This is a genomic window from Streptosporangium sp. NPDC048047 (assembly GCF_040653115.1).
Lineage (GTDB): Bacteria > Actinomycetota > Actinomycetes > Streptosporangiales > Streptosporangiaceae > Streptosporangium.
In genome coordinates this window covers 13,257-34,181 of record NZ_JBEZNH010000074.1, presented here as the reverse complement: position 1 = coordinate 34,181, position 20,925 = coordinate 13,257, and the positions used below count along the sequence as shown (strand labels likewise).

Below are 20,925 nucleotides of genomic sequence, written 5' to 3'. Positions count from 1 at the left end.
GTCACATCGGCAACAGGACCTTGCGGCTTGACATTCCACATCCAGGGATGTCTGAGCCCCCCGTGTACGACCGGTCGAGCACGGCGAGCGCGTCCCTCGAAGACGACAGGCGATCGTCTCCGGCCCCGCTCGTCTCCGTGCCCACGCCACACGGTTTCCACACCGGGCGTACATCGACACTACGGAGGCCCGGGCGCCGCAGGCGTGCACCGTGACGACACCGGACGGCATTCCGGCGACATCATGAACCCACCGGCACCGCGCGTCCCCGTTCACCTGGAGCATGGCCGATCACATCCGGGTCATACCCCGGCCCTCCGCATCAAGCGGACAGCACCCGCGAACCGCTTCTTTCCTCCGCTTCTACCGCCAGCACGCACCTCGCGAGGGCGGCGGCCATGTACCGGCGCCAGAGCGGGACGAACGGGCCGGCGAGGATCCAGCGACGTCCCGGGAGCGGCTTGAACTCATAGGTCCATCGGATGAGCGTGCCGTCACCGTCCGGGTTGAAGTTCCACTCGCCGCGGACGCCGGCCGCGAGGCGGGACAGGACGTTCGTGAACCCCGTCAGCTGGTAGGCGAAACTCGAACCCTCCGTGTACTCGGTCAGCTGTTCGTCGACCTGCGAACCGTCGTCGAACTGCGGATTCCTGGTCGGACCGGCGTGGTCCCATGCCTCGGTCCGGTTCGCGACGCTCCTGACGCCGGGAAACGGTCCCGTCCGGTGGAACACGCTCGGAAGATCGATGGGAGCGATCACCCGGAAGGCGTCGCCGGGCGCTGCCGAGACCCGCTGCTGGACCGTGATCGAAACGGTGTCGTCGGCGGAGCTGATGAGAAGCGGTATCTCCATGCCGCCATCCTGCGGCAGCCGGGATCCCGTAACCAGGGACCGGTGATCCCACCCTCGGTCACGCGCGGGCGACGGCGTCACCGCCCGGCAGGCATCACTCCCGGCAGGCGTCACCGCCCGGCAGGTGCCCGTTCACGACGCGGCGTCCCCGGTGAACGCGCGGTCGCGGCCGGTACCGGTGGGTCAGCCGGCCCACCGGTACCGGTGGGTCAGCCGGCCCGGTTGCGGCCGGCGCGGGGTCTGGCCGATCGTGGCGGGATGGCGCGCATGTGGTCGCGGACGCGGCCGAGGATGTCGCCGAGCCTGGCGAGGTCGCCGCCGGTCATCGGGTCGAACAGCAGACGCCGGACGCTGTCCACGTGGCCGGGCAGCACCTGGGCGACCAGGTCGCGCCCGGCGTCGGTGACGGTCACGATGACGCTGCGCTCGTCGTCGGGGCACGGCGAGCGGGTGATGAGGCCGCGCTTGTCGAGCAGACCGGCCTGGTAGGTGAGTCCGCTGCGGCTGTAGACGACGCCGTCGGCCAGATCGGTCATCCGGAGCCTGCCCTCCGGCGCGTCGGTCAGGCGGGCGAGGATCTGGAACTGCACGTAGCTCAGGTCGCCGTCGGCGCGCAGATGCTCGTCGACGGCATGCTGAAGAAGGCTGCTGACCTCCATCAGGGCGAAGTACGCGCCGAGCTGCTCGATGTTCAGGCCGGATGCCGGGTCGCTCACACCGTCAAGCCTACTTAGTTTGAATTCGAAACGTACCCCGTCGGCAGGTACTCCGGGTTCGGAGGACGGAAGAGGGAAGGCAGGAGGAGCACTCATGGGCAGGGAACGCGCCGAGGCCGGGCCGCATGCCATGACCGCGGGTTCCGGAGCGGGGAAGAGCGCCGCGGCGGGGCTGAGACGGCGTCAGGCGCCACGGCGGTCCGGCGGCTCGTCCCGGCCGGTCCGCCGGGCCGTCCGCCATGGCTTCCGAGCGCCGCGAGCGCCGTGGGTTCGGGGCTTTCCATTGTTCTCCGATTCGTCGCCTCCGGGCCGATGAGTGCGGACGGGGTCGCCGGTATGTACCGGTGAGCTCACAAGAGCTCGCGAGGCGCCGGCACGGCCGATGGGCCGCGACCGGGACATGACAAGGACGGACATGACCGCAGAGAACCACTCCGGCACGATCACCGAGGACCGCTCCGCGACCACCCGGGAGGAGGACCGCGAGGCCGTGCTCGGCCTGCTCCACGCGGTCTACGCCGCCTGGGCCGACAACGACGCCGACGCCTTCGTCACGCCGTACGCCGAGGACGCCACCTCGATCCTGCCGGGTTCGTACCGGCGGGACAGGGAGGAGATCCGGGCCCGGATGGCGGCGGGCTTCGCCGGCCCGCTCAAGGGATCGCGGGTCGTCGACGAGGTGCAGAGCGTACGGTTCCCCGGCGCGGACGCGGCCGTGGTGGTCAGCCGGAGCGCCGTCCTGATGGCCGGGGAGAGCGAAGTGCCCGACGGACGCCGGGTGATGGCCACCTGGATGTGCTCCCGGCGGGACGGCGGGTGGGTCATCGACGCCTACCACAACTGCCCCGCCTGACCCTCCGGCACAGGTACGGGGGCCACCGCGGCCGGCCACCGGCGCGGGTACGGAACCGCCCCGCCGGCTGTGGGTACGAGGAGCCCCGGCCGCGGGTGCGGGTACGGCCCGCGTGACGGGCCCCGCTGAAAGATTCACCGGGCGGGAGGGCCGGAAGGCTCGCCCGCCGGGAGAAACCCCTGGTCCCCGGACCGGGTGAGGGGCGGCGGGGCGCGAGGGCGGGAGGCGGGCGTTGACGGGCGGGCGGTGCGGTACGAAACATCGTCGTCGTCCCGCTTCGCCGAATCCGAAGGTGCGATGCCATGGCGCTCCCCGCTTCGTTCGCCGCCCGGTTCCGGGCCGTCGCCGTCTCGGCGGCGCTGGTGCTGGGAGGTCTCGCCGCGATGGCGGCCGTCCCGGCGGCGGCCCTGCCGGACACCGGCTGCCGGGTGGACTACACCCTGAACCAGTGGCAGGGCGGGTTCACCGCCCAGGTGAAGGTGACCAACCTGGGGCCGGCGGTCAACGGCTGGCGACTGCGGTGGACCTTCGGCGGCGACCAGCGGGTGACGAGCGCCTGGAGCGCGCAGGTCGGGCAGAGCGGCACGACGGTGACCGCGACGAACGTCTCGTGGAACGCCTCCCTGCCCACCGGCGGGACCGCGGACTTCGGCCTGCAGGGCACCTGGACGGCGGCCAATCCGGTGCCCGCCGACTTCACCCTCAACGACGTGGCCTGCAACGGCGCCGGTTCCCCGAGTCCGAGCGTCACCCCGACGGCCACCCCCACCGCGACACCGACCGTCACACCCACGACGACCCCCACCGTGACCCCGACTGTGACCCCGACTGTGACACCCACCGCGACGCCCACGGTGACGCCCACGGTGACGCCGACCGGCGAGCCGGGGTGCGCGGGGGCGGCGGTCTGTTCGGGGTTCGAGGACCAGACGGGTGTCCCTGCCGGTGACTGGCAGGTCGTGACGCCCAACTGCTCGGGCTCCGGCACCGCGGTGGTCGACACCTCGGTCGCGCACAGCGGAAGCAGGTCACTGCGGATCAACGGCGGCGGCGGGTACTGCAACCACGTCTTCGCCGGGACGACCCGGGACGTCTCCGCCGTCGGCCCCGTGGTCTACGCGCGGATGTGGGTCCGGCACACGACGGCCCTGCCCACCGGCCACATCAGCATGATCACCATGGCGGACTCCCGGGACGGCGGCCGGGACCTGCGCGTCGGCGGCCAGAACGGCGCGCTGCAGTGGAACCGCGAGTCCGACGACGCCACGCTTCCCGAGCAGAGCCCCACGGGGGTCTCGCTCAGCACCCCGCTGCCGGTCGGCCGCTGGGTCTGCCTGCGGTACGAGATCGACACCACCCGGCAGTCGATCCGCACCCTGCTGGACGACCGGGAGGTCGCCGGGCTGCGCGTGGACGGGGTTCCCACGCAGGACGTCGACTCCCAGTGGCTTCGCCGTACGACCGCGCCGCGTCCGACCACGCTGCGGCTGGGCTGGGAGAGCTACAGCGGCGACCAGGACACGATCTGGTACGACGACGTGGCCCTGAGCTCCTCCCCGCTCTCCTGCTGAACGGCCTCGCGTTCCCCCCGGCCCCGCGCAGCCGCGGGGCCGGCTCGCCCGCCGGACCGCCGGACCGCCGGACCACCGGACCACCGGACCACCGGACCGTCCTCCCGCCGGACCGCCGGACCGCCGGACCGCCGAATCGCTGAGCCGGCTCGCCCGCCGGACCGCCGCCCTCCCAGGTCGCTCCCCCGTCCGGGAGGTGGGCCCGGTTCAGGGGCGGGCGGAGACGGTGCCCGGGGCGGGGAGGGCGGCGAGCACGGCCTCCAGGCAGCGCTCCACCACCGGGCGCGGGTCGAACGCGTAGGCGCCGTCGCCGAAGAGCTCGAAGGTCATGGCGCCCCGGTACCCCCGGCGGTCCAGGGCGGCGAGGTACTCGGCCAGCGGCAGTTCGCCGTCGCCCCACGCCAGGTGCCCCGCGGGCCGGCCGTCGATCAGGTGGACGTGGCGGACGCGGTCGCCGAGCGCGTCGAAGTAGTCGTCCACGGTCTCGCCCGCGACGGCCATGCCCACCGTGTCGAGCACCGCGCCGAGGTTCGCCGCGTCCACCTCGCCGATCATCCTGGCGAGCGCCCGGGAGTCGTTGAGGAGGTTCGACTCCACACGCTGCAGTGGTTCGAGCACGCAGGTCACGCCGAGGGCGGCGGCGTAGGAGGCGATCTCGCCGATCGCGTCTACCGAACGGCGCCAGGCCGCCTCCACCGGCTCGTTCTCGAAGCCGCGGCCCGGGGTCAGCAGGAGCAGCTCGGCTCCGAGCTCGGCGCACAGCTCGGCCGCGCGGCGGAACACGCCGATGCTCGCGGCGCGCAGCCAGGTGACGGGCGAGGCCAGGTTGACCGGGTACATCACCTGCTCGGGGGTCAGGCAGCGGACCGTGAGACCGCGCGACTCCAGGCGGCGGCGTACGGCGCGAGCCTCGGCGTCGCTCACCTGCGGCACGTGGAACTGCGGCGCGATGCCCCACAGTTCGACGTGTTCCCGGCCGAGGGCCGCCGCGTCGTCGAGGAACCGCTCGAACGGCTGGTGCTGGTAGGCGAAGTTGGCGGCGGTGATCTGGTCGAGGGAGAGGGTCATCGGGGCTCCTGTCGTGTGGGGCGCGACGCGGACCGGGTGCGTTCGCCATCGTCCTCCGGTCGCGCGTCGCCGTCCTGGGTCCGCCGTCCTGGGTCCGCGGTCCCAGGTCCGAGGTCCCGGGACCGCGGCACGGGGTCCGGCGGTGCGGACGCCGTACCCCCGTCCCGCGCCCGCCTCGGATGCGGGGTACGGCGGGGCCGTTCACTTGCCGATGCCGTCGGCCATGCCCTTGACGATGTAGCGCTGGCCGAAGAAGAACAGCAGCATGACCGGGACCGCCGCGATGGTCATGGCGGCGAAGACGACGGGGAACTCGGTGCCGTGCTTGCTCATCAGGCTCATCAGCCCGACCGGGAGGGTCTGCACGCCGCTGCCGCTGGTGAAGATCATCGCGAAGAGGTACTCGTTCCAGGCGAAGAGGATGTGCAGCAGGACCGTCGAGGTGATGATCGGCTTGCACATCGGCAGGATGACGTGCCAGAACGCCTTCCACCGGCCGCAGCCGTCCATCTCGGCCGCCTCGTCGACCTCGCGGGGGAGGTCGAGCATGTAGGCGCGGATGAGGAAGGTGGTGAAGGGCACCCGGAAGGCGGTGTAGAGGATGAGCAGCGCCCAGAAGCTGTTGTACAGGCCCATCGACTGGAACATCTTCACCAGCGGGACGAGCGCCACGCTGGGGGAGAGCATGAGGCCGCCGAGGATCGTCCCGGTGACGAACCCGTTGAACGGGAGCTTCACCCGGGTGAGGCCGTAGGCGGCCCAGGCGCTGATGAACACGGTGGCGATCGTCGAGGTCACCGTGACGAGCACGCTGGTGGTGAGGTAGTCGCTCACCCCCCGGTTCCACGCCTTGCGGTAGTTCTCGAAGCTCCAGTCGACGGGGAGGGCGAAGGGGTTCCCGAAGAGCTGGGCGTTGGTCTTGAACCCGTTGAGCAGCATCCACAGCAGCGGGTAGACCACGACCACGGCGAGGCCGAGCAGGAACACCCACAGGAAGACGCGTGCGATCACGCCGAGGAAGCCGGTGCGGCTCACCATTCCACCCTTCTCCGGTTGGCGACCCACAGCTGCGCCACGGCGATGGCGAGCGTGATCACGAAGATCACCGTCGCGATGGCGGCGGCGTAGCCGAAGTCGTTGCGGACGAAGCCGCTCCGGTAGAGCCAGGTCCCGAGCACCTGGCTGGAGTTGTCGGGGCCGCCGCCGGTCATCACCATGACCTCGTTGAACACCTGGAACGCGCCGGAGATGGTGACCATCATCATCAGGCCGGTCATCTCGCGCACCAGGGGGACCGTCACGTGGAAGAAGCGGCGGAGGGGACCGGTGCCGTCGAGGGCGGCGGCGTGGTAGATCTCCGAGGGGATGCGCTGGATGGCGACGGCGAACAGCAGGGTGGAGTATCCGAAGCCCTGCCACTGGCTCATCGCGATGATCGCGGGCATCGCGGTGCTCTCCTGGCCGAGCCAGGAGCGGGTGAGGTCGCCGAGTCCCACCGCCTCCAGCAGGTGGTTGAGCGGGCCGAGGTTGGGCTCGTAGATGAAGTAGAACAGCAGGCCCGCCACGGTCAGCGAGATGGCGCAGGGGATGAAGTAGATCGACCGCAGGATCCGCTGCCACCTCTGGCTGCGGACGCCCTCGATGAGCGCGGCGAGCACGAGCGCGCCGCACACCTGGAAGGCGATCGAGGCCACCGCGTACATCACGTTGTTGCCGAGCGACCTCCAGAAGACCGGGTCGTCGACGAGCTTGCGGTAGTTCTCCAGGCCGACGAACTCCTGGCTTCCGCTGTAGATGTCCCATTTGAGGGTGCTGAACCCGAGGTTCTCCGCCAGCGGGAAGTAGACGAACACCCCGACCAGCGCGAGCGCGGGGAGGACCCACGCGAGCCCGAGCGCTCGTTTGACGATGGTGGGCACCGGCATGCTCTCCTTACGCCGAGCGGGTCGTGTGCGGGCGCGTCGTGGACGGGCGGGTCACTTGGCCGACGCCGATGCCTTGCGCACGCTTTCGAGCACCTGCTCGGGGGTCTTGCCGCCGGTGATGAGCGCCTCGCCGCCGGCCAGCCACGCGTCGGCGACGTCGGGCACGGTCACGGTGTCGAGCCAGGCGGCGAGCCTCGGGGCCTTGTTGACCGCCTCGATGCCCTCGTACACGGCCTTGCTGGAGGTGTCGGTGGTGACGGCGCCGATGACCGTGCTGGGCTGGCCGTACGGCGGGGCGGAGAGCGTTTTGGCGTTCTCCTGGCTCGTGGCGAACTTCATGAAGTCGACGGCGAGCGGCACGCGCGGTGAGGCGGCGTTGATGAGGTATCCCTCGGGCGCGCCCTCCAGCGTCGCCGGGTCGCCCGCGGCGCCCTGGGGGACGGGCAGCGGGAAGATGCCGAAGTCGGCGGGGTCGAGCCTGTGGTCGGCGGTGGCGTTGTCGAACTCCAGGATCTCCTGGTAGTACATCGCGGCCTTGGTGTCGGCGAACGCCTCCTGCGCGGAGGTGTAGAGGACGCCGTTGGTGCCGGTCCCGGTGTCGGTGCACTGGGTGACGAGTGACTTGAACTGCTTGAGCGCGGTGACGTAGCCGGGGTCGTCGAGCTTGGCCGTCTCGGGCTTGAGGTCGGCCTGGAGGGTGGCGGGCGGCACGTTGTAGGCGAAGAGCTGCTGCAGGTAGTGCAGGGCGGGCCAGCCGTCCTTGTTGCCGAAGGCGATGGGCTCGTATCCGGCCTCGCGCAGCGGGGCGCAGCTCTTCAGCAGCTCGTCGAAGGTGGTGGGCACCTTGACGCCGGCCTTGTCGAAGGCGGTCTTGTTGTACCCCATGAACTTGCCGTTGTTGTAGAGCGGGACGCCGTAGTACCTGCCGTCGTAGGCGAAGGCCGACAGCGACCCCTCGCCGAAGGTCTTGCCCCAGGGGGTGGTGGGACCGATCACGTCGGTGAGGTCGGCGGCGCGCCCGCCGCGGATGAAGTTCTCCGCCCAGTTGCCGGTCCAGGTGAAGTAGATGTCCGGCAGGGCGTTGGAGGCCGTCAGGGTCTTGGTCTTGTCCTTGATGCTCTGGTCGGTCTCCTGGATGAGCTCGACCTTCACCCCGGGGTGCGCCTTCTCGTAGTCGGCGGCGACCTTCTCGAAGTACGGCTCCACCGGCTCGCCGGCGAACTTGGTGAGGATGCTCAGCGTGCCGGAGTAGTCCGGCTTCGCGGCGGCGTCGGCCGCGGGGGGCCTGGCCGGGGTGCCGCCGCCGGTGCAGCCGGTGAGCGTGAGCACCGAGGTCCCGGCGATAGCCGCGAACGTCGTCAGTACGCGAGAGCGCATGGGCTTCCTTTCTCTCGTGAGATCCCGTGAGAGGAGAGGGACCGCCGGTGCCGTAGCACCTCGGATCCGCGCCGTGGGGGTGTGGTGCGACCTGGCCCGCCCGGTTGTCGGCTGACTGTACAGAGATTCTGATACCGGTACCAGACCTAAACCAAGATCTTATTTTTCGAGAGTGCCCACCGAGACATAGCCGTGACATTTGCGCGACCTGACCAGGTAAATCAACCGATCAAAGGCATGGTGTTGACGGCTCGCACTTCACTGTGCCAGCGTGACCCCTGCGTGATACCGGTATCAGGTCGCAGGGCGACGCCGGTCGTGGCATTCCCGAAAGGACGCGTAGATGCTCCGCTTCAACGAGCCCGAGTTCCTCTCCCAGACGGCGAGCGCGGTGGCGCTCCGCCCGCAGATCGAGGAGCTCGTCGACCGTCTGGTGGACGAGGGGTTCGACAACCTCCTCCTCGTCGGCGCCGGAGGCACGTACGCCCAGATGTGGCCGTACGAGCACCTGGCCAGGCGCTCCTCCACCCTCGACGTGCGCGCCGCGATCGCGGCCGAGCTGGTCGTCTCGGGTGACGCGCGGCTCGGCGAGCGCTCGGTCGTGGTCTTCACCTCGGTCTCGGGCACCACCGAGGACAGCGTCCGCGCCATCGAGTACTGCAAGGCCAGGGGCGCCTACACGATCGGCTTCACCGGCTACCCCGACTCGCCCATCGCCGAGCTGGTGGACGCCGCCCTCGTCTCGGAGCCGAAGACCTGGCCCTTCGACGTCCAGATGCTGTTCTTCATGGGCCGGCTGCTCTCCCGCCGCGGCGAGTTCGACGGCTACGACAGGCTCGCCGGCGAGCTGGCCGGCATCCCGCGGATCCTCGTGGACGTGGCCAGGCAGGCCGAGCCGGTCGCCGCCGCCTTCGCCGAGGCCCACCGCGACGACGACTACCACTTCCTCATCGGCGGCGGGAACCTGTGGGGCTTCACCTACCTGTACTCCATGTGCATCCTGGAGGAGATGCAGTGGCTGCGCACCACCAGGGTGCACAGCGCCGAGTTCTTCCACGGCTCGCTCGAACTGCTGGAGGAGGACACGAGCGTCGTCATCTTCCAGGGTGAGGACGAGACCCGCGCCCTCACCGACCGGGCCGAGGCGTTCGCCAGGCGCGTCTCCAAGGACGTCACCGTCTTCGACACGCGCGACTACCCCCTCGACGGGATCAGCCCGGAGTTCCGCGGCCTGCTCGCGCCGCTCGTGCTCGACACCGTGCTGAGCCGGGTCAGCAAGCACCTGGAGCGGGTCCGCGACCACTCGCTCGACCTGCGCCGCTACTACCGCGTCATGGACTACTGAGCCCTCCGCCGCCGCACCGGTGGCCGCCCGGGCGCGCGGACGCCCGGGCCGGCGCCGTGCCCGCCGTACGCATGCCCTCCCCAGGTCCCGCGCCGCGGGGCGCGGAACCCGCGCACAGGAGAACCCATGAGAGTCCTCGGTTTCGGCGACAACATCGTCGACCGGTTCGTCGACCGCGGCGTCGACTATCCGGGCGGCAACAGCGTGAACGTCGCCGTCTACGCCCGCCGGCTCGGCCTCGACGCCGCCTACCTGGGGGTCTTCGGCGACGACGACCTCGGCCTGTTCCTGCGGGAGGCGATCGCCGCCCAGGGGATCGCCGTCGACCGGTGCGTGGTACGGACCGGCGAGAGCGGCGTCTCCACCCTGCGCGTCGACGACGGCGACCGCGTCTTCCTCGGCTGGAACGGCGGCGGGGTGACGGTGCGGGAGCCGCTCGTGCTCGACGAGGAGCTGCTCGGCTACGTGTCGGGCTTCGGCCTGGTGCACTCCAGCGTCTACTCCGGCAGCGAGGACGAGCTGCCGAAGCTCGCCGGGCTCGGCCCGCTGGTGAGCTTCGACCTGTCCAGCGAGGAGGAGTTCCGCTCCCCCGCCTACCTCGACCGCGTCTGCCCGCACGCCGACCTCGTCCTGCTGTCGTGCTCGCACCTGGACGAGGCCGCCACGCGCGACCTCCTCGCCGACGCCGTACGGCGGGGCGCGCGGCTGGCGCTCGGCACCCGCGGCGTGGACGGGGCGATCGCCCACGACGGCGACGTCACCGTCGCCGCCCCGGCGCACCCGGTGACCGCCCCCGGGCGGATCGTCGACACGATGGGCTGCGGCGACGCCTTCCTCGCCGGGTTCGCCGTCTCGCTGCTGCGCGGCGGCTGGTCGGCCGGGGTCCGGCCGAGGCATGACATGATCGAGCGGGCGCTGCGCGACGGCGCGGAGGCGGCCTGCGAGCAGTGCCTCGTCGAGGGCGCGTTCGGCCGCGGCCGTCCCGCCGCGTCGCCGCGCTGAGCGGGACGGGCGGCGGAACAGGATCTAGCATGTGGCGAGCCTCCGAACGCGAGATCCGAACGCGAGAAACGAGGGACGCGATCCATGCCAGGTGAGCGGAGCCAGGCGGGGCGGCCGACGATCTCCGAGGTGGCCGCCGAGGCCGGTGTCGGCCGGGCGACCGCCGCCCGCACGCTCGGCGGGTACGGATACGTCAGCCCCGAGCTGCGCGAGCGGGTGCTCGCGGCGGCCGAGAAGCTCGGCTACCGCGCGAACGCGCTGGCGCGCAGCATGTCGACGGGCGTGAGCCACACGCTGGGCGTGATCGTCGCCGACATCGGCAACCCCTTCTTCGCGGGGGTGATGCGCGGCGTCTCCGACGCCTCCCGCGCCCGCGGCTTCGACACGCTCGTGCTGAGCACGTACGAGAACCTGGAGGCGGAGGTCGCGGCGGCGAACGTGCTCATCGACAAGCGCGTCGACGGCGTCATCCTCGCCTCGGCCGCGGTCGGCCGAGGCGACGTGGCGCACATCAGGGCCGCGCTGGACCGGGGCATCCCCGTCGTGCTCGTCGACCGGGCGGTGGCGTCGGTCGACCTCGACGCGGTCGTCATCGACAACCGGGACGCGGCGCGCCAGGCGGTCGAGACGCTCGTCACGGCCGGGCACCGCCGCATCGGGTTCGTGTGGGGCCCGCCGGTGGCGGAGCCGCCCGCGACCCGGCGGGCGCTGCTGGCGGCGGCGTCCCGCAACCTGTGGACCGACGGGGAACGGCTGCGCGGCTACCTCGACGCGCTCGACGACGCGCGCATCCCCTTCGATCCCGAGCTGGTGATGGTGGGGCGCAAGACCGAGGAGCGGGTGACCCAGGAGGTCGCCCGTATGCTCGCCCTCCCCGACCGCGTCACCGCGCTGTTCTGCACCGAGACCGAGGCGGTGACGGGGGCGCTGCGCGCCCTGCGGACGTCGGGGCTGTCCTGCCCGCGCGACGTCTCGCTGATCGGCTTCGACGACAGCGCCTGGGCGGCGGTCATGGAGCCGCCCCTGACGATGATCGAGCAGCCGGTGCACGAACTCGGCGCGATGGCCGCCCGGACGCTGCTCGACATCGTCGAGGGGGCCGAGCCCCGGCGCGAGATGCACACCCTCCGCTCGCGCCTCGTCACCCGCTCCTCGGTCGCCCCGCCGCCGTCTCCGTCCCGGTCCCCTGCCCCGTCCCTGCCCCCGGGCGCGCCCCTGTCCCCGGGCGCGTGACGGGGCGGGGCCGCGCCGCGGCGATCCGGTCCGCGCCGGCGATGATCCGCCTGGCCCGCGCGGCGACGTTCCTCGCGTCGGTGACCACGGAGTCGGCCACGGGACCGAACCGCGCCGCGAAGGAGGCGGCCCGGTCGGCCCGGACGGCGATCCGCCTGGCCTCGGCGGCGACCCTCTCGGCGTCGCGGCCGTTCTGCAGCGGCATGCGGCTGAGCTCGGTGGCCTGCGACTCAAGCCTCTCCGCGTCGGAGGAGATCCGGTCGGCGGCGGAACCGGACCGGGCGCCCCTGCCGAAGATGAGCCTCAGGAGGTCGCGGGCGTCCCGCGCCAGCCTGCCCGCGTCGTCGAGAAGCTTGATCGTGTCGCGGCCGACCTGGACGATGTCGCCGAAGACCCGCTCGACGGGCGCCGGGCTGGGCGGGTAGGGCTGACGCCCGGGTGCCGGCGCCTCCACCCGAGGGCGTCCCGGTGCCGGCGCCGCCACCCGGCGATCCGTGGTGAGCGTCGCCGTGTCGTCCGCGGTCACCGCCACCGGGCGGTCCGCGGCGGCGGCCACGGCGGGTCCCCCGGCCGATGGTCCGGCGACCACCAGTCCGGCGGTCATCCCGGCGCCGGCGAGTACCGCGCGGGCGCGGGCAACAGCGTTTCCTCCGGCCACTCCGACCTCCGTACGATCGATGGCGCGAGCCGTGTGATGGGATCTCCGAGGCGCGGGACGGGGCGCCTCCCGGACATCATGACGACGACGGCGCATACCACCGGCTCCCGGCGCGCACGGCTTACTCAATGATCGTTTCCTGCTTCCCGGCGCATGACGGAGGACACGGCGCCGTGCGGGGTGCCGCCCGGAACACGCCCGCGGCGGACGGCACGCACCCGCTCGACGACGAGTTGCGCCCCCAGAGCCCCGGCTGCGGCGATGGCGAACGCGATGCCGCCCAGCTGCTCGGCCGTCACCGCGACCAGGAAGCAGAACACGGCGAACCCCACCAGCCCGTGGAGCACGCCCCGCACGGTCGCGATCGTCGCCGCCGGGCCGCCCTGGGCCAGCGCGAACGCGGCCACCACGCTGGTGGCGATGGGAAACGGCGCCAGGACGCCGGTGAGACCGGGGCCGAGCCGCGCGGCGGCAGAGGTGAGGATGAGCACGAGCACGGCGGTCGCCACGGCACGGGCGGGCAGGTCCCACCATGGCGGGGACACTTCCGTGACGCCGCCGGCCGGGCCCTCCGCCTTGGGCAGCGTCACGACGGTGACGCCGATGGCCGCCAGCGCCAGACACAGTCCGGCGGCGGGGTGGAGGGTGAACGCGGACAGAGGCAGGTCGGCCACCAGGCACGCCGACCAGCCGACCAGCAGCGCGGCCGGCCAGGAGCGGGTACGCGACAGCACCGCGAAGACGGCGGCGAACAGCGCGAGCGAGACCAGCCCGAGCAGGGACGCCGACGCGGCGGCGGTCAGAAACCGCGCTCCGTGCTCAAGGTAGGTGATGAGCAGGATCGGCCCGGCCACGATGGGGAACGTCACCAGTGTGCCCGTCACCCGCGGCCCCCAGCGACGCCCTGCCAGGGAGGATCCGACGACCAGTGCCGGAGCGAGGACGAGCTTGAGCATCAGCAGTCTCACCGGCACATCCTGTCAGCACCGCCGTCGCCGGATGGGAACCGGTCTCATGCCCTGATCGGTGACGATGACGGTGGCAGGTGACGCTCCGCACGATGTCCGGCCCTGTCCGGAACCGCCGCCCGGTGACGTCCGGGGGGATCGGCGCTCCGCCGGGCCGGCCGCTACCAGGGGACGACCGGGTACCAGCCGTAGCCGAACATCGACGGCAGCCGCAGGTCCCAGTACAGCAGCGTGAACGAGCCCGCGACGAGGAACGCGACGGCGGTCACGGTCACCAGGCGGGCCGGCCTCGCCGCCAGCCACCGCGCGAACCGGCCCCGGGCCGCGAGCATGAGCACGGCGAACAGCACCGCCATCACCGCGATGTTGCCCACCGACTGCAGGATGAACACGGCGGCGCCGTACAGGGGGTTGCGGGTCTGGGCGGCGTAGGTGAACAGCTTGTGGAAGAGCGGGAACGGCCGGCCGATGAGGAAACCGCCGACGAACGCGCCCAGGACGACGAGACGGACGTTCGGGAAGCGGCGCTCCAGGCGGGCCAGCGGGTCGGGCACGAGACGCAGGGCGGCCAGGCCGAGCCAGATGAACGCCACCCCGATGATCCCGAACACCACCGACGCCTGGAGCAGCCGCACGGGCATCCCGTCGCCCACGGTCGCGGTCGAGAGCTGTGGCAGCCGGTCGCCGAGCAGGGCGCCGACCGCTCCGTACACGCCGCTGACCGTGATCATGCCGATGGCGAGCCGGCCGAGCGGGCGCAGCGTCTCCCGGAGCCTGACGCGCCAGGAGTCGCCCTGCCGGACGAGGGGGACGACCGCGCCGAACGCGGCCACGTTGCAGGCGGTGAACGTGCCGGCCAGCCCTGACACGAACGCGAAGACCGCCCCGGCCGCGGCGCCGGTGATCGCGGTGCCCTTGGCGTCGTGGCCGAGCAGCGTGTTGGCGACGTTGTCGCCGATCACGCTGTCCACGAAGTGGAAGGACCACAGGGAGGCGATCACCGCCCCGGCCAGCACGCTGAGCAGGACCAGCCGCGCCCGGCGACGCGGTGCGGGGGCGGCGGGGTCGGGAGTGGAGACCTGGCCGGTGACCCGGCGGCGGCCTTCGGCGGGGCCGGTGAGCGTCATGGCGGATCCTCGGGTGTCGGGAGCACCTTCATGGTCACGGGCCTCGTGCTTCCCTGTCGTCTCCGAACGTGCGGCGATCATGTCGTGACGGCGTGGTGGTACGGCGGCGTGCCGGCGTGGACCGGGGCACGGCGGTCCGGTGATCGGCGGTTATCGGCGGGGATCGACGCCGAGCCGGCCGCCTCGCCGTGGCCGCCGCGGAGTGCCGGTCGAGGACGGGCGGACGTGCGGACGGGTACGGTCGGAACATGGCCGAACACAGCATGCCGCACGACTTCGCCTCCTGGTCGTGCCCCCACGGGCAGGACGCGCGCCAGGGCTGCGCGGCCTGCTACGCGGAGTCGGCGACCCCCGGCGCCGGACCGCCGGTGTGGGAGGTCGTGGCCTGGTTCACCACCGAGCAGCCCCTGCCCATCAGAACGCTGCAGGACGTCCACCACCACGGCCGCCAGTTCTCCATCGACCAGCCGTCCACGCCGCTGGTCTACCTGCTGACCGGCCGCACCTCCGCCCGCGACAGCGTCCAGGCGGTCGCGAGCGTCCTCGGCTTCCTGCTGCACGAGCGGTACACGGTGGACGGGTTCACCGCGACCGAGATCAGGGTGGCGCCGTTGCCGGCCGCCGATCCGGGAACGGGCCGGCGGACCGACACGTGGATCAGCGACCGCGGCCGTTCCCGGTGACCTCCGGATCGGCCCCGGCGCCTCCGGGACCGTTCCCCGGGTCCCCCGGGTCCCCCGGGTCTCCGGGGCCGCCCGGTACGGCCCGCTCCCGCTCCGCCTCCTCGCCGGGCTCCGTTCCGGACCGCTCCCCGATGTGCCGGGCGCCCAGCGAGGCGCTGGCCAGCAGGCCGAGGGCGAGGAATCCCGCCGCGCCGAACGCCGCGTAGCGGGTTCCGGCCGCGAAGGACTCCCGCGCGGCGGCGGCGATATCGGGGGTCCGGGACAGGCCGGCGATGGCACCTCCGGCGCTGCGCTGCACCGCCGAGACGATCCCGTCGCGCTGGGCCGGGGTGACGCCGCCCATCCGGTCGAGCCGCCCGGCGAGGTCCGCGCCGAGCCCGGCGAACAGCAGTGTGCCGAGTACGGCGATGCCCAGCGCGGAGCCGATCTGGCGGACCGTGCTCTGGGTGCCGGAGCCCTGGCCGCTTCGCTCGACCGGGACCTCGGCGAGGACCACGCCGGTGAGCTGGGCGGTGGCCAGGCCGATGCCCATGCCGTAGCAGAACAGGAACGGCACCGGCAGCGCCCATGGGGTGGCGGCGGACACCACGAGGCCGAGCCCGGCGATACCGATGATCTCCAGAACGATGCCGGTCCGCACGACGAAGGCCGGGCCGCGCGACGCGGCCAGGCGGGAGGCGAAGGCGCTGGCCGCGAAGGAGCCGGCGGCGAGCGGGAGCAGGGCGACGCCGGTCTGCAGCGGGGAGTAGCCGAGGACGAACTGCATCCACAGCGGCAGCGCGAACAGCACGCCGAACTCGCCGAGGCTGACGATCAGGGCGGCGACGTTGCCGTTGCGGAAGGAGGGGATGGCGAACAGCGACAGGTCCAGCAGCGCCACCCGGCCGCGCCGGTTGCGGGCCCGCTCCACCAGCACGAAGGCGGTCAGGGTGAGGACGGAGACGGCGAAGGCGACCGGCACCGGCGAGATCGGGAACGGCCAGGTCCACCCGCCGGCGGTGAAAGGCTCGGTGGACCGCCACCAGCCGTAGACCCTGCCCTCGACCAGTCCGAACACCAGCACCCCGAAGCCCAGCGCGGAGAGCACGGCTCCGGTCACGTCGGCTCCGCGTCGGTCGGCCGACTCGCGTGACTCCGGGACGAACGCCAGCACGCCGGCCACCACGGCGACGGTGACGGGGATGTTGATGCCGAACGCCCAGCGCCAGGACAGGTCGGTGGTGAGCCAGCCGCCGACCAGCGGGCCCACCGCGGCCATCCCGCCGATCGTGGCGCCCCAGACGGCGAACGCGGTGGCGCGGTCCTTGCCCCGGAAGCCCGCGTTCAGCAGCGACAGGGTCGTGGGGAAGATCATCGCGCCGCCGACGCCCTGGATGATCCGGGCCCCGACGAGCATCGGCCCACTGGAGGCCGCCGAGGCCAGCAGCGACGTCGCGCCGAACAGGACGGCGCCGATCAGGAGCAGGCGGCGCCGTCCCAGCCGGTCGGCCAGGCGGCCGAAGGTGAGCAGGAGCGCGGCGAACACCAGCGCGTAGGACTCCTGGACCCACTGCGCCCCCGTCGAGCTGAGCCCGAGGTCGCCGATGATCTGCGGGACGGCCACATTGGTGATCGTCGTACTGGAAATGATCATCGCCACGGCCAGGGCGATGAACGAGAGGCCCGCCCATCGCCCCCGTTCCGTGGCGCCTCTTCTTCCGCCTTCGGTCTCCGGCGCCGCCGACGCGTCCACCCGGGTCACCCTCTTCCGGTCACATCACTAAGCACCCTTAGTTTTCACGACAGGTGCCCCCGGTGTCGATCGGATAACGTGGCTCCGGGCTCCGGATTCCAGGTCGAGGGGGAAGATGCGGTGGACGGCCACGAGTCCTGGGCGCTCGGCCGCCTGCTCCTGGTCGCCGCGCGCCTGGTGGAACGCGAGTGGAACGCCCTGCTCGCCGAACGCGGCCTGACCCACGCGGGCTTCCTCGTCCTGCACGTCCTCGACGGCGGTCCCCGTACCCAGCGGGAGCTGGCCGCCGGCACCTACGTCGAGGAGCAGACGATCCGGCCGGTGCTCGACCGGCTCGAACGCGACGGGCACGTCACCCGGAGGCGCGACCCGGCCGACCGCCGCCGCGTGATGGTGTCCCGTACCGAGCGGGGAGGGCGGGCCCACGCCGCGGTCGTGACGGGGGACATGGCCGAGCGGATCATCACCGACCGGGTGGAGGACCCCGAGGCCCTGCGGGCCGAGCTGATCCGGATCATCACCGGCATCCGCGGCGGATGACCCGCTGGGCCGTCACGGAGGCGGCGCCTCCCCGGCTCACCCGCGCGGCCCGCCCCCCGGCCCGCCTGTCCGGCGCACTCCCCCGGCCCGCCTGTCCGGCGCACTCCCCCGGCCCACCTGTCCGGCCCACTCCCCCGGCTCACTTGGACTCGACCCGCCCGACCGGCTCGGGCCCGGCCGCCAGCGCGTCGCACGCCGCCTGCCAGGCGGGGTCCCCGGGGTGGAGCCGGCTGCGGAGGTAGGCCGCGGTGAGCCCGGCGACCGCCGCCACCCGCCCGGGATTCTCGTCCGTGGTCTCGGCGACGTCGTATCCGGAGATCCCGCCGAGCCCATGCTCCGCGCCGAACACGGTGAGCAGCGACTTCGGGCCCGGGGACAGGTGGTAGGGGTCGGTGTGCCATTCCGGGCCCAGGACCGTCAGGTGGGGGGAGTCGTCCCTGTCGCCGGCCACGACGAGCGTGGGCGTCGTCATCTTGGAGAAGTCCGGGTTCAGGAAGACCGGGTAGTTCGCGGCCGCGACGTCGCTGAGGGCGTCGCCGCCCCTGCCGGGCCCGGCGAGCAGCACACCCGCTCCGATCCTGGGCTCGGCGAGGTCCGCCTCCGTCCCGTCCAGCGGGTCGGTGAGCCGCATGCCCAGCAGCAGGCTCGCGGTGTGCGCGCCCATCGAGTGCCCGGCCACGGCGACCCTGCCGCGGTCCAGGCGCCCGGAGAGGTGCGGGACGGCCGCCTCGATCTCGTCGAGCCGGTCGAGGATCCGCTTCATGTCCTCGGCCCGCGACCGCCAGTACAGCGGCGCCTCGGGGTGGCCGGGGTCCAGGCTCAGCGTCCTGGAACTCAGGTGGGTGGGCTGGATCACGACGAAGCCGTTCGCCGCCCAGCGGTCGACGAGGGGGGCGTAGCCGTTCAGCGAGGAGAGGTTGTTCGAGGGGCCCTGGCCGTGCGAGAGGAGGATGATCGGCAGCTCGTCTCCGGTCAGGGGCGCGGAGACGCGCAGCCGCAGGTCCACGGCGCGGTCCGGAGCCGGCAGCGTCACCGGGCCGACCGAGAGGACGGGGGTGGGCGCGCCGGTGGCGGTGGCCGCGCGGGTCGATTCGCTCATGGGGTGGTCTCCCTTTCCGGGATTTCGGTTTTCGGAGTGTCAGCGGCTTCGCCGCCGGGGCCGTACGGCCGGCGGCGGATGAGCCGGACGGACGACGCCGCGCTTCGGCTACGCTCGGACCCGAAGCGGAACGTCGTTCCAGAACAATACGGAACACTGTTCCGTTTAGTCAACTCATGACCGGAGGGAGAACCCGGTGTCCGATGGAGGTCAGGCGCCAGACCGGGCGCCGGCCCGGAGCAAGCGATCCGACGCGCTGCGCAACCAGCGGGCGCTGCTCGCCGCCGCCGCCGAGGTGTTCGTCACCTCCGGCGTCGACGCGCCGATACGTGAGATCGCGGCCAGGGCCGGGGTCGGGATCGGGACGATCTACCGCCACTTCCCGACGCGGGCGGACCTCGTCGTCGCCGTCTACCGCCACCAGGTCGAGGCGTGCGCCGAGGCCGGTCCGGCCCTGCTGGCCGACACCGGCTCTCCCTTCGAGGCGCTCCGCCGGTGGGTGGACCTCTTCGTCGACTTCCTGGTCACGAAACACGGGCTGGCCAACGCGATGCGGTCGGACAGCGGCGGCTTCGAGGCGCTGCACGCGTACTTCCTGGACCGCCTGGTGCCCGTCTGCGCGCAGCTGCTCGACGCCGCGGCCGACGCCGGCGAGATCGGCCCCGGCACCCGGGCCTACGAACTGATGCGCGGCATCGGCAACCTCTGCGCCGGACACGACGGCGACCCGCGCTACGACCCCCGCCGACTGGTCGAACCGCTCCTGCGGGGACTGCGGGAGCCGCGGCCGTCCTGACACCGGCGACCGGCCCGTGTACGGCGGTCGGCGTCCTGACACCGGGGGCCGGCCCCCGTCCGGTGACCGGCCCGCGTCCGGCGACCGGCCCGCGTCCGGTGACCGGCCCGTGTGCGGAGACCGGCCCGTGTCCTCCGCCGGGCCGTTTCCTTACGAGGTGCGAACGTCATCGCGGAGCCCCTCCTCCGACCCGCCGTGGCGCGGTTACCGTCCCCGCATGAGAACACTGGTCACCGGCTCCGCCGGGTTCATCGGAAGCCACGTCGTCGAGGCGCTGCGGGCGGCCGGGCACGAGGTCCGGGGCTTCGACCTGCGAGACGGCGGGCGCGACGTCAGGGACGCCGACGCGGTCGGGGAGGCGCTGGACGGGATCGACGCCGTGGTGCACCAGGCCGCGAAGGTGGGCCTCGGCGTGGACGTGTCCGACCTCCCGGACTACGCCTCGGTCAACGCCCTCGGCACCGCCGTACTGCTGGCCGCCATGGCGCGGCACGGCGTGCGGCGGCTGGTGCTCGCCTCGTCGATGGTGGTGTACGGCGAGGGCGCCTACGACTGCGCGTCACACGGCCGGGTCCGGCCCGGCCCCCGCAGGGAGGAGGACCTCGCCCAAGGACGCTTCGAACCGCGGTGCCCGCGCTGCGACCTGCCGCTGGACCCGGCCGAGATCGGGGAGGACGGCCCGGTGGATCCGCGCAACGCCTACGCCACCACCAAGCTCGCCCAGGAGCACCTGGCCGCGAACTGGGCCCGCGAGACGGGCGGCACCGCCGCCGCGCTGCGCTACCACAACGTCTACGGCCCCGGGATGCCGAAGGACACCCCCTACTCCGGGGTCGCGGCGATCTTCCGTTCGGCGCTGGAGGCGGGCCGTGCTCCGCGCGTGTTCGAGGACGGCGGTCAACGCCGGGACTTCGTCCACGTGCGGGACGTGGCCGCGGCCAACCTCGCAGCGCTCGCGGCGCTCGGCGGGGGCGTCCCGGGCACGCTGACCGCCTACAACATCGCCAGCGGGGAGCCGCACACGGTGGGCGAGATGGCCCTGGCCCTCGCCGGGGAGGGGGACGGGCCCGCGCCCGTGGTCACCGGTGAGTACCGCCTGGGCGACGTGCGGCACATCGTCGCCAGTCCGCTGCGGGCCGAGGCGGAGCTGGGCTTCCGCGCCTCGATCCGGTTCGCGGACGGCATGCGCGAGTTCCGCACCGCCCCACTGGGCGACCCGGCGTCACTCCTCTCCGCACGGTGAGGGGCCCCGGCCGCCACCGCTCTCCGCACGATGACGGGTGACCCGGCGTCGCCTCTCTCCGCAGAGTGAGGGGCCTCGACGGTAACCGCCCCCGCGCGATGACGGGTGACCCGGCGGCCACCGCTCTCCGCACGGC

General features: G+C 72.6%; 20 protein-coding genes. 9 read left to right on the top strand and 11 right to left on the bottom strand.

Annotated elements, in window-relative coordinates; translation table 11 throughout:
• Positions 1-322: 322 nt before the first annotated feature.
• Together AB0D67_RS35555 and AB0D67_RS35550 are read right to left on the bottom strand one after the other, a co-directional pair.
• Complete coding sequence (locus AB0D67_RS35555) at positions 323-853, bottom strand: SRPBCC family protein (protein ID WP_362945752.1); 531 nt, start codon at positions 851-853, stop codon at positions 323-325.
• 209 nt (positions 854-1,062) lie between these two features.
• Complete coding sequence (locus AB0D67_RS35550) at positions 1,063-1,569, bottom strand: MarR family transcriptional regulator (protein ID WP_362945750.1); 507 nt, start codon at positions 1,567-1,569, stop codon at positions 1,063-1,065.
• Positions 1,570-1,984: 415 nt separating this feature from the next.
• Here AB0D67_RS35550 and AB0D67_RS35545 point away from each other — a divergent pair, with 415 nt between their 5' ends.
• Both AB0D67_RS35545 and AB0D67_RS35540 read left to right on the top strand, forming a co-directional pair.
• Positions 1,985-2,422 (top strand): SgcJ/EcaC family oxidoreductase, encoded by a 438-nt coding sequence (locus AB0D67_RS35545; RefSeq protein WP_362945748.1) that lies wholly within the window; start codon positions 1,985-1,987, stop codon positions 2,420-2,422.
• A gap of 302 nt (positions 2,423-2,724) precedes the next feature.
• Positions 2,725-3,993, top strand: coding sequence for a cellulose-binding domain-containing protein (locus AB0D67_RS35540; protein ID WP_362945745.1), 1,269 nt, complete (start codon positions 2,725-2,727; stop codon positions 3,991-3,993).
• A gap of 207 nt (positions 3,994-4,200) precedes the next feature.
• On the opposite strand, the gene AB0D67_RS35535 is transcribed toward AB0D67_RS35540, so the two are convergent.
• The 4 genes from AB0D67_RS35535 to AB0D67_RS35520 all read right to left on the bottom strand — a co-directional run bounded on the left by AB0D67_RS35535 (position 4,201) and on the right by AB0D67_RS35520 (position 8,363).
• Positions 4,201-5,061, bottom strand: coding sequence for a TIM barrel protein (locus tag AB0D67_RS35535; protein WP_362945742.1), 861 nt, complete (start codon positions 5,059-5,061; stop codon positions 4,201-4,203).
• A gap of 201 nt (positions 5,062-5,262) precedes the next feature.
• Positions 5,263-6,099, bottom strand: a complete 837-nt coding sequence (locus AB0D67_RS35530) for a carbohydrate ABC transporter permease (protein WP_362945739.1) — start codon at positions 6,097-6,099, stop codon at positions 5,263-5,265.
• Positions 6,093-6,986, bottom strand: a complete 894-nt coding sequence (locus AB0D67_RS35525) for a sugar ABC transporter permease (RefSeq protein WP_362945736.1) — start codon at positions 6,984-6,986, stop codon at positions 6,093-6,095. Before AB0D67_RS35525 ends, AB0D67_RS35530 begins: the two co-directional genes overlap by 7 nt.
• Before the next feature lie 51 nt (positions 6,987-7,037).
• The gene (locus AB0D67_RS35520; RefSeq protein WP_362945733.1) at positions 7,038-8,363 is read right to left on the bottom strand and encodes an extracellular solute-binding protein; all 1,326 of its coding nucleotides are present in this window, start codon (positions 8,361-8,363) and stop codon (positions 7,038-7,040) included.
• Positions 8,364-8,706: 343 nt separating this feature from the next.
• On the opposite strand from AB0D67_RS35520, the gene AB0D67_RS35515 reads away from it, so the two are divergent.
• From AB0D67_RS35515 to AB0D67_RS35505, 3 genes are all read left to right on the top strand, one after another.
• Positions 8,707-9,708 (top strand): SIS domain-containing protein, encoded by a 1,002-nt coding sequence (locus AB0D67_RS35515; protein ID WP_362945731.1) that lies wholly within the window; start codon positions 8,707-8,709, stop codon positions 9,706-9,708.
• Positions 9,709-9,834: 126 nt separating this feature from the next.
• Positions 9,835-10,710: a PfkB family carbohydrate kinase gene (locus AB0D67_RS35510; RefSeq protein WP_362945729.1), complete on the top strand. Its 876-nt coding sequence runs from the start codon at positions 9,835-9,837 to the stop codon at positions 10,708-10,710.
• 84 nt (positions 10,711-10,794) lie between these two features.
• Entirely contained in the window at positions 10,795-11,943 is a 1,149-nt protein-coding gene (locus AB0D67_RS35505; protein WP_362945727.1) for a LacI family DNA-binding transcriptional regulator, read from the top strand.
• Here the strand turns inward: AB0D67_RS35505 and AB0D67_RS35500 are convergent.
• From AB0D67_RS35500 to AB0D67_RS35490, 3 genes are all read right to left on the bottom strand, one after another.
• Positions 11,852-12,601, bottom strand: a complete 750-nt coding sequence (locus AB0D67_RS35500) for a hypothetical protein (RefSeq protein WP_362945725.1) — start codon at positions 12,599-12,601, stop codon at positions 11,852-11,854. The genes AB0D67_RS35505 and AB0D67_RS35500 overlap by 92 nt on opposite strands.
• A 125-nt stretch (positions 12,602-12,726) precedes the next feature.
• Positions 12,727-13,569, bottom strand: coding sequence for a hypothetical protein (locus AB0D67_RS35495; protein WP_362945723.1), 843 nt, complete (start codon positions 13,567-13,569; stop codon positions 12,727-12,729).
• A 161-nt stretch (positions 13,570-13,730) separates the two neighbouring features.
• Positions 13,731-14,696, bottom strand: a complete 966-nt coding sequence (locus tag AB0D67_RS35490) for a hypothetical protein (protein WP_362945721.1) — start codon at positions 14,694-14,696, stop codon at positions 13,731-13,733.
• Positions 14,697-14,944: 248 nt separating this feature from the next.
• Between AB0D67_RS35490 and AB0D67_RS35485 the strand changes: the two genes are divergently transcribed.
• Positions 14,945-15,379 carry a hypothetical protein gene (locus AB0D67_RS35485; RefSeq protein ID WP_362945718.1) on the top strand — a complete coding sequence of 145 codons (435 nt, stop codon included), beginning with the start codon at positions 14,945-14,947 and terminating at the stop codon, positions 15,377-15,379.
• Here the strand turns inward: AB0D67_RS35485 and AB0D67_RS35480 are convergent.
• On the bottom strand, positions 15,354-17,120 hold the full coding sequence (locus AB0D67_RS35480; RefSeq protein WP_362945715.1) for an MFS transporter: 1,767 nt from the start codon (positions 17,118-17,120) through the stop codon (positions 15,354-15,356). The two genes, AB0D67_RS35485 and AB0D67_RS35480, sit on opposite strands and share 26 nt — an antisense overlap.
• Before the next feature lie 111 nt (positions 17,121-17,231).
• Between AB0D67_RS35480 and AB0D67_RS35475 the strand changes: the two genes are divergently transcribed.
• Positions 17,232-17,651, top strand: a complete 420-nt coding sequence (locus tag AB0D67_RS35475) for a MarR family winged helix-turn-helix transcriptional regulator (protein WP_362945712.1) — start codon at positions 17,232-17,234, stop codon at positions 17,649-17,651.
• 139 nt (positions 17,652-17,790) lie between these two features.
• Here the strand turns inward: AB0D67_RS35475 and AB0D67_RS35470 are convergent, their stop codons facing one another.
• Positions 17,791-18,750, bottom strand: a complete 960-nt coding sequence (locus AB0D67_RS35470; protein WP_362945709.1) for a chlorophyllase — start codon at positions 18,748-18,750, stop codon at positions 17,791-17,793.
• 196 nt (positions 18,751-18,946) lie between these two features.
• Between AB0D67_RS35470 and AB0D67_RS35465 the strand changes: the two genes are divergently transcribed.
• Positions 18,947-19,546: a TetR/AcrR family transcriptional regulator gene (locus tag AB0D67_RS35465; RefSeq protein ID WP_362945707.1), complete on the top strand. Its 600-nt coding sequence runs from the start codon at positions 18,947-18,949 to the stop codon at positions 19,544-19,546.
• 217 nt (positions 19,547-19,763) lie between these two features.
• Positions 19,764-20,789 carry an NAD-dependent epimerase/dehydratase family protein gene (locus AB0D67_RS35460; RefSeq protein ID WP_362945704.1) on the top strand — a complete coding sequence of 342 codons (1,026 nt, stop codon included), beginning with the start codon at positions 19,764-19,766 and terminating at the stop codon, positions 20,787-20,789.
• Positions 20,790-20,925: the final 136 nt, after the last annotated feature.